Below are 14621 nucleotides of genomic sequence, written 5' to 3'. Positions count from 1 at the left end.
ACGCCGACGAACGGGCCCGGACAGCACGAAGCCCCGGCCGCTCAGCGACCGGGGCCCGTAACAGACTGTGCCGTCTCACACACCCGAACCTGCGGGCACGGAGTCGGTCGCCTCCGTCCACAGATCCTGCTCGGCGCGATCCGCCTGGATCTGGCGGTACACGAGGAGCCCGCCGATGGCGGCCAGTGCGACCAGGAGAAGCTTCTTCACCGCGCGACCTCGTCTTTCCTTGGCGTATGGGCCTTCTGTCGCCGACTATACACACCGGCCGATACCGATCGGTTACCTGCCCGGGGGCCCCGGAGCACCCCCTCGACGGCATCCGGAGAGACCTCCGGGCACCCTCTTCCGACCGTCCGCGAGGGCCTGTCCACTCCGGTTGCACCATACGAGTGGTGTTCATCCGAAGATCGGCGCGGAGCGGGCGTCGCTCCTCGAAATCACGGCCCGGGTCCACATGATCGGAGAAGTCAGCAACCGACCGTCCGAAAGCGAGGGGCCATGAGCACCTTCCAGCCCAAGAACCTCTGGACCGCCTTCATCACCGCGTTCTTCGCCCTCCTGGCGTCGCTGGGCCTCGCCACCGCCACGGCGAGCACCGCGAACGCCACGAACGCCGCAGCGCAGCCGAGCACCACGACCCAGGAGCACACGGCAGCCACCGCGGCAACCCCGATCGCCCCCTCGGTCCGATGGACCCTTCCGCGTGACCGTGCCCTGCCGCCCACGATGAAGCAGCGCATCCGCGCCGAGGCCCACGGCTCCTCCCCGGCCACCCGGCACCTGTCCCTCGACCCCGCGGAGGCCGCCCGCACGACCGGCCCGGCCGGCTCCCACCACGCAGCCCCGGAAGGCGACTCCCCGGCGCCACCCCCCTGATCCCGGCGCCCACCGCACTCCGGGGCCCCTGGTCCGGTTCACACCGGCCGGGGGCCCTTTCTACGTGCGGCCCGCGCCGTACGTGGACCCCCGGTCTGCGCATGGATCGCGAAACCGGGTCACCGCGCCGAGCACCTCGGGCGACCGAACAGCTCAGCCCTTCCGCAGCGCGGCAAGGCCCTTCTGCATGTCTTCGCTGTTCATCACCGGCTGGATCTCGATCTTCGCACCGAGCTTCTGGAAGAGCGGCTCCGCGATGGTGGGCAGCAGTGAACTGTCCTGCATGTCGAAGACGAACGTGCAGCACCGTCCGCCCTCGCTGGGCCCGAAGTAGGCCGCCTCCGGCTTCAGCAGCTCCGCCATCGACTTCATGGTCTTCGGCAGTGTGCCGTTCTCGATGGCTTCATTGGAGATCTGCGTGTCCATGTGAGCTCTCAGCATGACCCTCATGGCATCGCTCCTTCCGTCCAGGGCGACCGGCGTGCTTCCGTCCGCGCTCCCTGACCTTCAGTGAGATCGGGATCAGCCTTCCGTGGGTGGTCCCTCGGCGACTTGTCGCCCTCCATCCAGGCTGCCCTTCGTCGTGGCCTGAAGCACCCGGCGCGGTCGCCTCGCGCGGGCGAAACCTCTGGAAGATCCGCTGATCGGACCGATGTCGGTCGGATACGCCGAAGGCCCCCCACCGTCTCCGGTGAGGGGCCTTCAGTCTGGTGGGGCTAACAGGATTTGAACCTGTGGCCTCATCCTTATCAGGGATGCGCTCTAACCAACTGAGCTATAGCCCCGCCGCGCTGTCGCGCTGACTTCTGAAGATTAGCGCACGTCGGGGCCAGTCCCAAAATCGATACTCGGCGCGCTACTCGTCCTCGGCCAGCGTGAGCTCGACGCCGCCCACGAAGCCCGCCGACAGGTTGTAGATGAAAGCGCCCAGCGTCGCCAGCGCGGTGGCCAGCACCACGTCGATCACGGCGATGACCGAGGTGAAGATGAGCACGCGCGGCAGCGACAGGAACGACTGCAGATCGAAGCCGTTGCTCTCGTTCGAGCCGGTGGCCTCGCTGATCGTGCCGCCGACGGTCTCGAAGACGCCCATCGCGTCCATGACCATCCACAGCACCGCCGACGCCACCACCGTGCAGATGCCCAGCGCGATCGACAGCAGGAAGCTGACCTTCATCACCGACCACGGGTCGGCCTTGGCCACCCGCAGACGGGCCTTGCGGGTACGCGGAGTGGTCCGCGCCCCCGTGCGCGGCTTGCGCGTCGCCTGAGCGCCGCCCACGCCCTGCGCGCCGCCGGCCGGCTGTCCGGGGCGCTGGCCGCCCTGGGTGCCGCCGCCGGGCGCCTGGTACGCCTGGGGCGGGTGGTACGGCCCCGACGGCCCCGGTGCGGGCTCACGCTCGCCGGGCAGGGGCCCGGTCGCGTAACCCTCGTACTGGGGCTGAGGCCCTCGTGTGTCCGTCACAGTGCCCCCTTGGGAGTCCGTGGCAGGGCCACGGGCACCGTTCGCTCCAGCTCCGGAAGCGGCCGAACCGGCGCCCGTGGCTCCACTCACGCTCTACTCCTCGTGCTCCCCGGTCGAAGGCTCCGTGCCCTCGACAGTGCCCTCTGTCACGCCCTCGGCGTGAACCTCGGCCAGCTCGCCATCGACGTCATCGGCCCCATCGACCTCTTCCGCCTCACGGCCGGCCTCGGCATTGCGCGCGATGCCGACGACGGCGTCGCGCTTGCCCAGATTGATCAGTTGAACGCCCATGGTGTCACGGCCCGTCTCCCTGACTTCATTGACTCGCGTACGAATCACACCACCGCCGAGCGTGATGGCGAGAATCTCGTCGGTCTCCTCGACCACCAGCGCACCGACGAGCGATCCGCGGTCCTCCACGATCTTGGCGGCCTTGATACCGAGGCCGCCTCGGCCCTGGACGCGGTACTCGTCGACGGGGGTCCGCTTCGCGTACCCGCCGTCGGTAGCGGTGAAGACGAACGTACCGGGCCGGACGACATTCATCGAGAGCAGTTCGTCGCCCTCGCGGAAACTCATCCCCTTGACACCCGAGGTGGCACGGCCCATCGGGCGCAGCGCGTCGTCCGTCGCGGTGAACCGGATCGACTGGGCCTTCTTGCTGATGAGCAGCAGATCGTCCTCGGCCGACACCAGCTCGGCGCCGATCAGCTCGTCGTCGCCGCCGTCCGGCATCTCGCGCAGGTTGATCGCGATGACACCGCCCGAGCGCGGCGAGTCGTAGTCCTTGAGCGCGGTCTTCTTCACCAGACCGCCCTTCGTCGCCAGGATCAGGTACGGCACGGCCTCGTAGTCGCGGATCGCCAGGATCTGGGCGATCTTCTCGTCCGGCTGGAAGGCCAGCAGGTTGGCGACGTGCTGGCCGCGCGCGTCCCGGCCGGCGTCCGGGAGCTCGTACGCCTTGGCCCGGTAGACCCGGCCCTTGTTCGTGAAGAACAGCAGCCAGTGGTGGGTCGTCGAGACGAAGAAGTGGTCGACGATGTCGTCTTCCCGCAGCTTCGTCCCGCGCACACCCTTGCCGCCGCGCTTCTGCGAGCGGTAGTCGTCCGTCTTCGTGCGCTTCACATAACCGCTGCGGGAGATCGTGACGACGATGTCCTCCTCGGCGATCAGGTCCTCGATGGACATGTCACCGTCGAAGGGCACCAGCGCGGAGCGCCGGTCGTCGCCGAACTTGTCGACGATCGCCGCCAGCTCCTCGCTGACGATGGTGCGCTGCTTGGCGGGCGAGGCCAGGATCGCGTTGTACTCGTTGATCTTCGCCTGGAGCTCGTCGTGCTCGGCGGTGATCTTCTGGTGCTCCAGCGCGGCCAGCCGGCGCAGCTGCATCTCCAGGATCGCGTTCGCCTGGAGTTCGTCGATCTCCAGCAGGCCCATCAGGCCCTCGCGTGCGATGTCCACCGTGTTGGAACGCCGGATGAGGGCGATGACCTCGTCGATGGCGTTCAGGGCCTTGAGGAGGCCGCGCAGGATGTGCGCCCGCTCCTCCGCCTTGCGCAGCCGGAACTTCGTCCGCCGGACGATGACCTCGATCTGGTGCGTCACCCAGTGGCGGATGAACGCGTCGATCGACAGCGTGCGCGGCACCCCGTCGACGAGCGCCAGCATGTTCGCGCCGAAGTTCGTCTGGAGGTCGGTGTGCTTGTACAGGTTGTTCAGGACGACCTTGGCGACCGCGTCCCGCTTGAGGACGACGACCAGGCGCTGACCCGTACGCGAGGAGGTCTCGTCGCGGACGTCCGCGATCCCGCCGACCTTGCCGTCCTTGACCAGGTCGGCGATCTTCTGCGCGAGGTTGTCGGGGTTGGTCTGGTACGGAAGCTCCGTGACGACCAGGCACTGACGGCCCTGGATCTCCTCGACCGCGACGACCGCGCGCATCGTGATGGAGCCACGGCCGGTGCGGTACGCCTCCTCGATGCCCTTGCGGCCCACGACCAGCGCGCCGGTGGGGAAGTCGGGGCCCTTGATGCGCTCGATCAGCGCGTCCAGCAGCTCCTCGTGCGAGGCCTCGGGGTGCTCCAGGTACCACTGGGCGCCGGCGGCGACCTCACGGAGGTTGTGCGGCGGGATGTTGGTCGCCATGCCGACCGCGATGCCCGCGGAGCCGTTGACCAGAAGGTTCGGGAAGCGCGCCGGCAGGACCGTCGGCTCCTGGTTGCGGCCGTCGTAGTTGTCCTGGAAGTCGACGGTCTCCTCGTCGATGTCCCGGACCATCTCCATGGACAGCGGCATCATCTTGCACTCGGTGTACCGCATGGCGGCGGCCGGGTCGTTGCCCGGGGAACCGAAGTTGCCGTTGGAGTCCACCAGCGGCATGCGCATCGACCAGTGCTGCGCGAGGCGCACCAGGGCGTCGTAGATGGAGGAGTCGCCGTGCGGGTGGTACGTGCCCATGACGTCGCCGACGACGCGGGCGCACTTGTAGAAGCCCTTCTCGGGGCGGTACCCGCCGTCGTACATCGCGTACAGCACCCGGCGGTGGACGGGCTTGAGGCCGTCCCGTACGTCGGGCAGCGCACGCGAGACGATGACGGACATCGCGTAGTCGAGATAGGAGCGCTGCATCTCCGTCTCGAGCCCGACGGGCTCGACACGCATGCCCACACCGGGGACGATGACTTCCTCGGGCGTCGCGGGTTCAGGTGTCACAGGGGTGTTGTCGTCGGCCATTGCTGGTCAAAGTCCTTTCGAGCTGCGGCGTCGCTGGTACGGCCGACTCAGATGTCGAGGAAGCGGACGTCCTTGGCATTGCGCTGGATGAACGAGCGCCGCGCCTCGACGTCCTCGCCCATGAGCACCGAGAAGAGGTCGTCGGCCTGCGCCGCGTCGTCCAGCGTCACCTGGCCGAGCACCCGGTGGTCGACGTCCATGGTCGTGATGCGCAGCTCTTCGGCGTTCATCTCGCCGAGGCCCTTGAAGCGCTGGATCGAGTCTTCCCTGATCCGCTTGCCGTTCTGCTTGCCGAGGGCCACGAGGGCGTCGCGCTCCCGGTCCGAGTACGCGTACTCGAAGTCGTCCCGGCCCCACTTGATCTTGTAGAGCGGCGGGCGCGAGAGGTAGACGTTGCCCTGCTCCACCAGCGGCCGCATGAAGCGGAAGAGGAACGTCAGCAGCAGGGTGTTGATGTGCTGACCGTCGACGTCGGCGTCCGCCATCAGAATGATCTTGTGATAGCGGAGCTTCTCGATGTCGAAGTCCTCGTGGACCCCGGTGCCGAAGGCCGAGATCAGCGCCTGGACCTCGGTGTTCTGGAGGATCTTGTCGATCCGGGCCTTCTCGACGTTCAGGATCTTGCCGCGGATGGGCAGGATCGCCTGGTACATCGGGTTACGGCCGGACTTCGCCGAACCGCCGGCGGAGTCACCCTCGACGATGAAGATCTCGCACTTGGTGGGGTCGTTCGACTGGCAGTCGCTGAGCTTGCCCGGCAGCGAGGCGCTCTCCAGCAGCCCCTTGCGCCGCGTCAGGTCACGCGCCTTGCGGGCCGCCACACGGGCGGTCGAGGCGGCGATGCCCTTACGGATGATGTCGGCGGCCTCGTTGGGATTCCGGTCGAACCAGTCCGTCAGCTGCTCGTGCACGACCTTCTGCACGAAGGTCTTGGCCTCCGTATTGCCCAGCTTGGTCTTCGTCTGGCCCTCGAACTGCGGCTCGCCCAGCTTCACCGAGATGATCGCGGTGAGGCCCTCGCGGACGTCCTCGCCGGTGAGGTTGTCGTCCTTCTCGCGGAGCAGCTTCTTGTCGCGCGCGTACCGGTTGACCAGCGAGGTCAGCGCCGCACGGAAGCCCTCCTCGTGCGTGCCGCCCTCGTGCGTGTGGATCGCGTTGGCGAAGGAGTAGACGCCCTCGGTGTACTGCGTGTTCCACTGCATGGCGATCTCGGCCGAGAGGAGACGGTCCTTGTCCTCGGCCTCGATGTCGATCACCGACTGGTGAATGACGTCGCCCTTGCGGGAGTTGAGGTACTTCACGAAATCGACGATGCCGTTTTCGTAGTGGTACGTGACCGAACGGGCGGTCTCCTCCTCGGCGGGCTCGACCGCGTCCGCGCTGTCCGCGCCCGCCGTCGCCTTCGCCGACTCCCGCTCGTCGGTGAGCTTGAGGGTGAGGCCCTTGTTGAGGAACGCCATCTCCTGGAAGCGGCGCGAGAGGGTCTCGAAGCTGTACTCGGTGGTCTCGAAGATGTCCCCGTCGGCCCAGAAGGTGACCGTCGTACCGGTCTCATCGGTGGCCTCGTGCTTGGCCAGCGGGGCGGTCGGGACACCGAGCTTGTAGTCCTGGGTCCAACGGTGACCGTCGGTCTTGACCTCGACGGCGACCCGGGTGGACAGGGCGTTGACGACGGAGACGCCGACGCCGTGCAGACCGCCGGAGACGGCGTAGCCGCCGCCGCCGAACTTGCCGCCCGCGTGCAGCACGGTCAGCACGACCTCGACGGCCGGCTTCCCTTCGGACGGCACGATGCCGACCGGGATGCCCCGGCCGTTGTCGATCACACGCACCCCGCCGTCGGGGAGGATCGTGACGTCGATGGTGTCCGCGTGGCCCGCCATCGCCTCGTCGACCGAGTTGTCGACGACTTCCTGCACGAGGTGGTGCAGGCCGCGCTCACCGGTCGAGCCGATGTACATGCCAGGCCGCTTGCGGACCGCGTCCAGCCCTTCCAGCACGGTGATCGCGCTGGCGTCGTACGAGGCGGCGACCTCGCCGTGCTCGCCCGCTGTGGACGGAATGTTCTCGTTGGGGTTGCCGGAATCGGCCACGAAGCGCCCTTTCTGGCACAGCACAGGCCGTTCTCCGGACAGGCGGGAGCGGCTGCGTCGTTCGGCTTGTATCGACGACTCCCGCCTCAGCGGCGGGATTACTCACCAGTCTACCGGTAGCACTGACATGAATGGGGGTTTGCCGGTACCTGAGTACGCATGTGCCGCCCTGAATGAGCGGCTGACGACTCCCCATATTCGGGAAGGGGCTCCAAGAGGCCCTGAAGGGCTTTGAGCGCTTCGGCCTGTCAACCTCTCGCTACGGTGAGGGACGCTCCGGCCGTACCGCCCGGTTTCCTCTCGCGCGAACCCTGACGAACCCACCCATACGCCCGCCCGGTACACGACAAGTTTACGCCAAAAGTGCAGCTCAGCGCGGTGACAGGTGATCCTTACGGAAGTGACGGGAGGAGCGGAAGACCCGACCGCGGGCCCACAGGTGCCCGCCCCCTCCCGTCGGGGGCCCGCACCCTCACCCGTAGGTGTCGCCCGGCCCCTTGCTGCCGGGCGCCCGCAACGGCCCGAACCGGCGCTCCGGGCCCCCCGGCCCGACCACCTTGATCATCCGTACGGTGCCCTGCCCCAGATCCGCGTTCAGCCGGGCCACCAGCTGAGGAGCCAGCAGCCGCAGCTGCGTCGCCCACGCCGTCGAGTCACAGCTGACGGTCAGCACCCGGGCGTCCGGATCGTCGTCGTACCGCAGGGGTACGCAGTGGTTCGCCAGATCGTCGCCGACGATCTGCGGCCACCGCCCCATCACCCCGCCGACCGCCGCGGGCGTCTCCCAGCCCCGCTCGGTGATCAACCGGTTGATCGCGGAGCCCAACGGCTGCGGATCCCGGCCGTCCGCTCGGGCGCCCGAGCGCAGCCCGCCGCCCCGCCGGGCCTGCTTCTTCTGCTGCGCCGCCGCACCCCGCGCCCTGGCCTGCTCCTTCGCGGCCCGCAACGCGACCCGGGCGAGATCGACCCCGGTCACCTCGGGCGGCTTCGGCGCCCCTGCCGGCGCCCCGGAAACAGCCCCGGACGAAGCCCCGGAGGTCGTCCCGGAAGCGGCCGGATCCGGCAACGCCTCCCCCGGCCCACCGGCACGGCCCGCGCCCTTCGCGCGCGACGCTCCCGTACCGCCCGCGCGGGAGGCCGGCCCCCGTCGGCCCGCCCCGCTCTCGCCCCGGCCGGTCATACGCGCTCCACCTCGCCCGAGGACACCGCGTACCGTGCCCCCGCCAGCACGCCCGGAACGTCCTCCGCCACCGCGGCCGTCACGAGCACCTGCTCGCCCGGAGCCACCAGCTCCGCCAGCCGCTCACGGCGACGGGCGTCCAGCTCGGCGAAGACGTCGTCCAGCACCAGCACCGGCTCGTTGCCCTCGGAGCGCAACAGCTCGTAACTGGCCAGCCGCAGCGCCAGCGCGTAGCTCCAGGACTCGCCGTGACTCGCGTACCCCTTCGCCGGCATGCCCCGCAGACCGAGCACCAGATCGTCGCGGTGCGGGCCGACAAGGGTCACGCCCCGCTCGATCTCCTGCTTGCGGACGCCCACGAGCGCCGCGATGAGCTGCTCGTACAGTTCGTCGCGGGTGCGCGCGGGACCCACCTCCCCGCCGACCGAGCTGCGGTACTCCAGCGCCACCGGACCGCCGCCAGGAGCCACGTCCCCGTACGCCTTGTCGGCCAGCGGCTGGAGCGTGGCGATCAGATCGAGGCGCTGGGCGAGCAGCTCCGCGCCCACCCGGCCCAGGTGCTGGTCCCAGACGTCGAGGGTGGACATGTCCATCGAGCGGCCGCCGTGCCGCCGGGCCATCGCCGCGGACTTCAGCAGGGTGTTGCGCTGCTTGAGCACCCGCTCGTAGTCGGAGCGGACCCCGGCCATCCGGGGCGACCGCGCCGTGATCAGCTCGTCCAGGAACCGCCGCCGCTCACCGGGGTCGCCCTTGACCAGGGCAAGATCCTCCGGCGCGAACAGCACGGTCCGTACGATCCCGAGCACGTCCCGCGGTCTGACCTGCGAGGACCTGTTGATACGAGCCCGATTGGCGCGGCCGGGGTTCAGCTCCAGCTCGATCAGCTGGGACCGCTCGCCCTGGGTGACCGCCGCACGGATCACCGCCCGCTCCGCGCCCATCCGCACCAGCGGGGCGTCCGAGGAGACCCGGTGGCTGCCCAGGGTGGCGAGATAGCCGACGGCCTCGACCAAATTGGTCTTGCCCTGCCCGTTGGGCCCCACGAACGCGGTGACGCCCGGGTCGAGAGGGACCTCGACCCGGGCGTACGAGCGGAAGTCGGCCAGCGAGAGATGGGTGACGTGCATGGTGGCCGACCTCTCCCGACAGTGCTTCCAGGTGGTCGCGGCGCCGGCGCGTGGCCGGCGGCGCGATCAGTTCTCGTTCTTGGACTCGACCGCGTGCCCGCCGAACTGGTTGCGCAGCGCCGCGATCATCTTCATCTGCGGAGAGTCGTCCTGGCGCGAGGCGAACCGCGCGAAGAGCGACGCCGTGATCGCGGGCAGCGGCACCGCGTTGTCGATCGCGGCCTCCACGGTCCAGCGGCCCTCGCCCGAGTCGGCGGCGAAGCCCCGGAGCTTCTCCAGGTGCTCGTCGTCGTCGAGCGCGTTGACCGCGAGGTCGAGCAGCCAGGAACGGATGACCGTGCCCTCCTGCCAGGAGCGGAAGACCTCGCGCACGTCGGTGACGGAGTCGACCTTCTCCAGCAGTTCCCAGCCCTCGGCGTAGGCCTGCATCATGGCGTACTCGATGCCGTTGTGGACCATCTTCGCGAAGTGGCCGGCACCGACCTTGCCCGCGTGCACGGAGCCGAAGTCGCCCTCGGGCTTCAGCGCGTCGAAGATCGGCTGGACCTTCGCCACGTTCTCCTCGGTGCCGCCGTACATCAGGGCGTAGCCGTTCTTCAGGCCCCAGACGCCGCCGGAGACTCCGCAGTCGACGAAGCCGATGTCCTTGATGCCCAGCTCGACCGCGTGCTTCTCGTCGTCGGTCCACCGCGAGTTCCCACCGTCGACGACGACGTCGCCGGGCGAGAGCAGGTCGGCGAGCTCGTCGATCGTGGACTGGGTCGCGGCACCGGCCGGGACCATGACCCAGACGACCCGCGGGCCCTTCAGCTTGCCCACAAGCTCTTCGAGACTGTGGACATCGGCGACATCCGGGTTGCGGTCGTAACCGATGACGGTGTGGCCTGCGCGGCGGATGCGCTCGCGCATGTTGCCGCCCATCTTGCCGAGGCCGACGAGACCGAGCTCCATCAGAGATTCCTTAAGCGTCGTGGCGATAAGCGTCGGGGCGTTTGCGCCCAGGACCGAGCCTACGCCCGGCCGGGGACAGCGCGGCGGGCCCGCTCCGCACCGAGCGGGCCCGCCGGGAACTGCCGCGGATACGTCCCCCGATCAGCCGGGGGATGCCGGGATCAGCCGGAGAGGCGCACCGGCATGATCAGGTACTTGTACGCGTCGTTCGCCTCGGCGTCGACGGCCGGGCGCCCGCTGAGCAGAGCGGGCTTGGTCGACGTGGTGAACGAGAGCTGGGCGACCGGGGAGTCGATCGCGCTCAGACCGTCCAGCAGGAACGTCGGGTTGAAGGCGATCGAGATGTCGTCGCCCTCCAGCACCGCGTCGACGCGCTCCACAGCCTGTGCGTCGTCACTGGAACCGGCTTCCAGGATGAGGACACCCTGCTCGAAGCTGAGCCGTACGGGGGTGTTGCGCTCGGCGACCAGGGCCACACGCTTGACGGCCTCGACGAAGGGGGCCGTCTCGATCACCGCGACGGAGTTGAACTCGGTCGGGAAGAGCGTGCGGTACTTCGGCAGATCGCCTTCGAGGAGACGCGTGGTCGTCCGGCGTCCGGCGCCCTCGAAGCCGATCAGGCCCTCGCCCGCTCCGGAGCCGGAGAGCGCCAGGGTGACCGTGTCGCCGCTCGTGAGCGCCTTGGCGGTGTCCAGGAGGGTCTTGGCGGGCACCAGGGCGACCGCCGACGCGTCGGCGTTCTCCGGCTTCCACAGGAACTCGCGGACCGCGAAGCGGTAGCGGTCGGTGGAGGCGAGGGTGACGGTGTCGCCCTCGATCTCGATCCGCACACCGGTGAGCACCGGCAGCGTGTCGTCGCGGCCGGCGGCGATGGCGACCTGGGCGGCGGCCGAGGCGAAGACCTCACCGGGGACGGTGCCCGTGGCGGTCGGCATCTGCGGCAGCGCGGGGTACTCCTCCACAGGCAGTGTGTGGAGGGTGAAGCGGGAGGAGCCGCAGACGACCGTGGCCCGCACACCGTCGGTGGAGATCTCCACCGGGCGGTTGGGCAGGGCGCGGCAGATGTCGGCGAGCAGCCGGCCGGAGACGAGCACCGTGCCGTCCTCGTCGATCTCCGCGTCCACGGAGACCCTGGCGGAGACCTCGTAGTCGAAGCTGGAGAAGCTGAGAGCTCCGTCCTCGGCCTTCAGCAGAAGGCCCGCGAGAACGGGCGCCGGCGGACGGGCCGGGAGGCTGCGGGCCACCCAGGCCACCGCCTCCGCGAGTACATCGCGCTCCACCCGGATCTTCACCGGAACCGCCTCCTGCTGTTGCTCGCTCGCCCTGCTGGCCTTCGTCGTCTGGACCGGAGCTCCCTGCCGAGGGCTGGGGAGGCTCCGGGGTCCAGTCTGACGTACGGCACCGACAGTCGTTGCTGCTCGGGGTCAAGTCGGGCCAAGAGCTTCGCGGCGGTCGAGGGTCGAGTTGTACACAGGCCCCACTTCGAAGCTGATTCCTGGCTAACTCTGGGTGGTAGTAGTAGTAGGCCTTGTGGATACCGTGGATAACGTCGTTTGCGCAGGTCAGCGACTGTTTTTTGTCCACCGGTCCTGTGGGTGGCGCCCGTGGAAAACCGGGGCTTTCTGTGGACGGGCGAAAGTTCTGCACACCCGATGCACAGGAGGGGGCCACTTCTCCCCAGGCCTGTCCCCAGCTTTACCCACGTTCCCCACAGCCCAACCGACCACCTTGGTGTGACGCCTTTCACTCCGGGCGGTGAGGGCGTGTGTTGCGTTGCCGAACAGTGGACAGGGGTGTGGAGAAGCGGGGAGAAGCTGGGGACAACACGGCTCAACCTGTGGGCCGCCGGTGGACAACAACGATCACAGCCTGTGGACGAAAAAACTGTCCACAGGCTGTGGATCACGGTTGACCACAAATCCCCAGCCACGTGACCTGGCCTGATGGAGTATCGGCAGCGCGCCCTGTGGACGCAATATGGACAACTTCCCAGTCCCCAGGCTGTGGACGGAAGATTTCTCCCACATCTGTGGAGAAGGGCCTCTGAGCAGCCCGTATTCGAACAGCGCGGGGCTGACGGGGTGCTCGACGCGGGGCTCGAACAGCCCGACGGGGGCTCCGGACGGCCCGGTGGAAGCTCCGGACGGCCCGCTGCGGGGCCCTGAGAACGCGAAAAGGCGCCTGCCGCGGACCGCGGAGGTCCGTGACAGGCGCCCCTGAGGAACGCTCCGGGAGAAGCCCGGCAATCCGGCGTCAGCCGTTCTTGATGCGGTTGGTCAGCTCAGTGACCTGGTTGTAGATGGAGCGGCGCTCCGCCATCAGCGCCCGGATCTTCCGGTCCGCGTGCATCACCGTCGTATGGTCGCGGCCGCCGAACTGCGCACCGATCTTCGGCAGCGAGAGGTCGGTCAGCTCGCGGCACAGATACATGGCGATCTGGCGCGCCGTCACCAGGACCCGGCTGCGCGAGGATCCGCAGAGGTCGTCCACGGTGAGGCCGAAGTAGTCCGCGGTCGCCGCCATGATGGCCGGCGCGGTGATCTCCGGCGCCGACTCCTCGCCGCCCGGGATCAGGTCCTTCAGAACGATCTCGGTCAGCCCGAGGTCCACCGGCTGCCGGTTCAGCGAGGCGAAGGCGGTCACCCGGATCAGGGCGCCCTCCAGCTCACGGATGTTGCGCGAGATCCGCGAGGCGATGAACTCCAGGACCTCCGGCGGGGCGTTGAGCTGCTCCTGCACCGCCTTCTTCCGGAGGATCGCGATCCGGGTCTCCAGCTCGGGCGGCTGGACGTCGGTCGTCAGACCCCACTCGAAGCGGTTGCGCAGCCGGTCCTCCAACGTCACCAGCTGCTTGGGCGGCCGGTCCGAGGAGAGCACGATCTGCTTGTTCGCGTTGTGCAGCGTATTGAAGGTGTGGAAGAACTCCTCCTGCGTCGACTCCTTGCTCGCCAGGAACTGGATGTCGTCGACCAGCAGGATGTCCACGTCGCGGTACCGCTTGCGGAAGGTGTCGCCCTTGCCGTCGCGGATCGAGTTGATGAACTCGTTGGTGAACTCCTCCGAGCTCACGTACCGCACCCGGGTCCCCGGGTAGAGGCTCCGCGCGTAGTGCCCGATGGCGTGCAGCAGGTGGGTCTTGCCGAGCCCCGACTCCCCATAGATGAAGAGGGGGTTGTACGCCTTCGCCGGAGCCTCGGCGACGGCGACGGCCGCGGCGTGCGCGAACCGGTTGGACGCCCCGATGACGAAGGTGTCGAAGAGGTACTTCGGGTTCAGCCGGGCGTGCGGTTCGCCGGGGCCCGGCGCGGGGGCCGGCTGGGCGCCCATCGGGCCGGGGACCGAACCGCCGGTGCGCCCGGGACCGTGGCCGCCCTGGCGGGGCCCCGGCTGCTGGTCCTGGCGGTCGGGGCGCTGCTGCTCGTACCCCTGGTGCTCGGGAGGCTGCGACCGGTAGTCGTGCTGCTGGGGGCGCCCGGTGCCGTACGGCTCGCGCCACTGCTCCGGGGGCTGCTCCCGGTACTGCTCGTTCTCACGCTCCCGGTACGACTCGCTCTCGCGGTACGGCTCGCCGGAGGGCTGCTCGCGGTCCTGGTACCCGCCGTGCCGCGGCTGCTGCCAGGAGAGGTCCTCCTGGGTACGCGGCCAGGCGCCGGGCTCCGGGCGCTGCTGCTGGTAGTCGGGGTAGGCCGGCCGGGCCGTCGGCATGCCGTCGTCGGAGGGCCGGTGGCCGTATCCGTCGTACGTGTCGCCCCGCGGACCGTCGTCGCGCGGCTGCGCCGGGTAGCGGTGGCCCTGCTGGCTCTGGTGCGACTGGTGCATCGGGGGCGCCGGCGGGGAGGGCGGTTCGCCCGCGGAGTCGTCGACGGTGATCGCGATCCGGATGGGGCGACCGCACTCGCGGGTCAGCGTCTCGCTGATGAGCGGCGCGAGCCGGCCCTCCAGGACGCGCTTGCCCCATTCGTTGGGGACGGCCAGCAGTGCGGTGTCGGCGACGAGTGCCAGGGGCTGGCAGCGCTCGATCCACTGCTTGTCCTTCGGCTCGATGCCCTGCTGACCCTCCCCGAGGAGTTGTTCCAGCACTCGCGGCCACACTGCGGCAAGATCGGCAGGTACGTCAGCCACAAGGCACGCTCTCTCGCATGTCCCACGAATGTGTGGTTCTCGGGACGGGATGGGTCGGGTCGGGTGAGGCC

At 69.1% G+C, this 14621-nt stretch carries 11 protein-coding genes and 1 tRNA gene; 1 reads left to right on the top strand and 11 read right to left on the bottom strand.

Features of this window, described 5'->3' with window-relative positions; all coding sequences use genetic code 11:
- Window positions 1-75 precede the first annotated feature (75 nt).
- Window positions 76-210 carry a DLW-39 family protein gene (locus tag ACIQRW_RS29035; RefSeq protein ID WP_003958712.1) on the bottom strand — a complete coding sequence of 45 codons (135 nt, stop codon included), beginning with the start codon at window positions 208-210 and terminating at the stop codon, window positions 76-78.
- A 291-nt stretch (window positions 211-501) separates the two neighbouring features.
- On the opposite strand from ACIQRW_RS29035, the gene ACIQRW_RS29030 reads away from it, so the two are divergent.
- A complete protein-coding gene (locus tag ACIQRW_RS29030) occupies window positions 502-879 on the top strand; it encodes a DUF6344 domain-containing protein (protein ID WP_403765530.1) in 378 nt (125 codons plus the stop codon).
- Window positions 880-1032: 153 nt separating this feature from the next.
- Here the strand turns inward: ACIQRW_RS29030 and ACIQRW_RS29025 are convergent, their stop codons facing one another.
- From ACIQRW_RS29025 to dnaA, 10 genes are all read right to left on the bottom strand, one after another.
- Window positions 1033-1305: a DUF3303 family protein gene (locus ACIQRW_RS29025; RefSeq protein WP_403765527.1), complete on the bottom strand. Its 273-nt coding sequence runs from the start codon at window positions 1303-1305 to the stop codon at window positions 1033-1035.
- A gap of 282 nt (window positions 1306-1587) precedes the next feature.
- Window positions 1588-1664, bottom strand: a tRNA-Ile gene (locus ACIQRW_RS29020).
- A gap of 71 nt (window positions 1665-1735) precedes the next feature.
- A complete protein-coding gene (locus ACIQRW_RS29015) occupies window positions 1736-2344 on the bottom strand; it encodes a DUF3566 domain-containing protein (RefSeq protein ID WP_403765524.1) in 609 nt (202 codons plus the stop codon).
- Window positions 2345-2437: 93 nt separating this feature from the next.
- Window positions 2438-5077: a DNA gyrase subunit A gene (gene gyrA / locus ACIQRW_RS29010; protein WP_403765521.1), complete on the bottom strand. Its 2640-nt coding sequence runs from the start codon at window positions 5075-5077 to the stop codon at window positions 2438-2440.
- Window positions 5078-5124: 47 nt separating this feature from the next.
- Window positions 5125-7194, bottom strand: a complete 2070-nt coding sequence (gene gyrB / locus ACIQRW_RS29005; protein WP_403765518.1) for a DNA topoisomerase (ATP-hydrolyzing) subunit B — start codon at window positions 7192-7194, stop codon at window positions 5125-5127.
- Window positions 7195-7642: 448 nt separating this feature from the next.
- Window positions 7643-8146, bottom strand: a complete 504-nt coding sequence (locus ACIQRW_RS29000; protein ID WP_329356868.1) for a DciA family protein — start codon at window positions 8144-8146, stop codon at window positions 7643-7645.
- 200 nt (window positions 8147-8346) lie between these two features.
- Window positions 8347-9477, bottom strand: coding sequence for a DNA replication/repair protein RecF (recF, locus tag ACIQRW_RS28995; protein ID WP_403765515.1), 1131 nt, complete (start codon window positions 9475-9477; stop codon window positions 8347-8349).
- A gap of 66 nt (window positions 9478-9543) precedes the next feature.
- Window positions 9544-10428 carry a phosphogluconate dehydrogenase (NAD(+)-dependent, decarboxylating) gene (gene gnd, locus ACIQRW_RS28990; RefSeq protein WP_403765512.1) on the bottom strand — a complete coding sequence of 295 codons (885 nt, stop codon included), beginning with the start codon at window positions 10426-10428 and terminating at the stop codon, window positions 9544-9546.
- A gap of 161 nt (window positions 10429-10589) precedes the next feature.
- Entirely contained in the window at window positions 10590-11720 is a 1131-nt protein-coding gene (gene dnaN / locus ACIQRW_RS28985; protein WP_403765509.1) for a DNA polymerase III subunit beta, read from the bottom strand.
- A 961-nt stretch (window positions 11721-12681) separates the two neighbouring features.
- Window positions 12682-14550 carry a chromosomal replication initiator protein DnaA gene (gene dnaA / locus ACIQRW_RS28980; protein ID WP_403765506.1) on the bottom strand — a complete coding sequence of 623 codons (1869 nt, stop codon included), beginning with the start codon at window positions 14548-14550 and terminating at the stop codon, window positions 12682-12684.
- Window positions 14551-14621: the final 71 nt, after the last annotated feature.

Origin of the sequence: Streptomyces sp. NPDC091287 (assembly GCF_044768525.1) — a bacterium.
Classification (GTDB): domain Bacteria; phylum Actinomycetota; class Actinomycetes; order Streptomycetales; family Streptomycetaceae; genus Streptomyces.
This window is presented reverse-complemented; position numbering and strand designations above follow the sequence as displayed.

What these genes read in the sequence shown, in the direction of transcription:
- ACIQRW_RS29030 (WP_403765530.1), top strand. Translation starts at nt 502, where the DNA reads ATGAGCACCTTCCAGCCCAAGAACCTCTGGACCGCCTTCATCACCGCG.
- ACIQRW_RS29025 (WP_403765527.1), bottom strand. Translation starts at nt 1,305, where the DNA reads ATGGACACGCAGATCTCCAATGAAGCCATCGAGAACGGCACACTGCCG.
- gyrA (WP_403765521.1), bottom strand. Translation starts at nt 5,077, where the DNA reads ATGGCCGACGACAACACCCCTGTGACACCTGAACCCGCGACGCCCGAG.
- recF (WP_403765515.1), bottom strand. Translation starts at nt 9,477, where the DNA reads ATGCACGTCACCCATCTCTCGCTGGCCGACTTCCGCTCGTACGCCCGG.
- gnd (WP_403765512.1), bottom strand. Translation starts at nt 10,428, where the DNA reads ATGGAGCTCGGTCTCGTCGGCCTCGGCAAGATGGGCGGCAACATGCGC.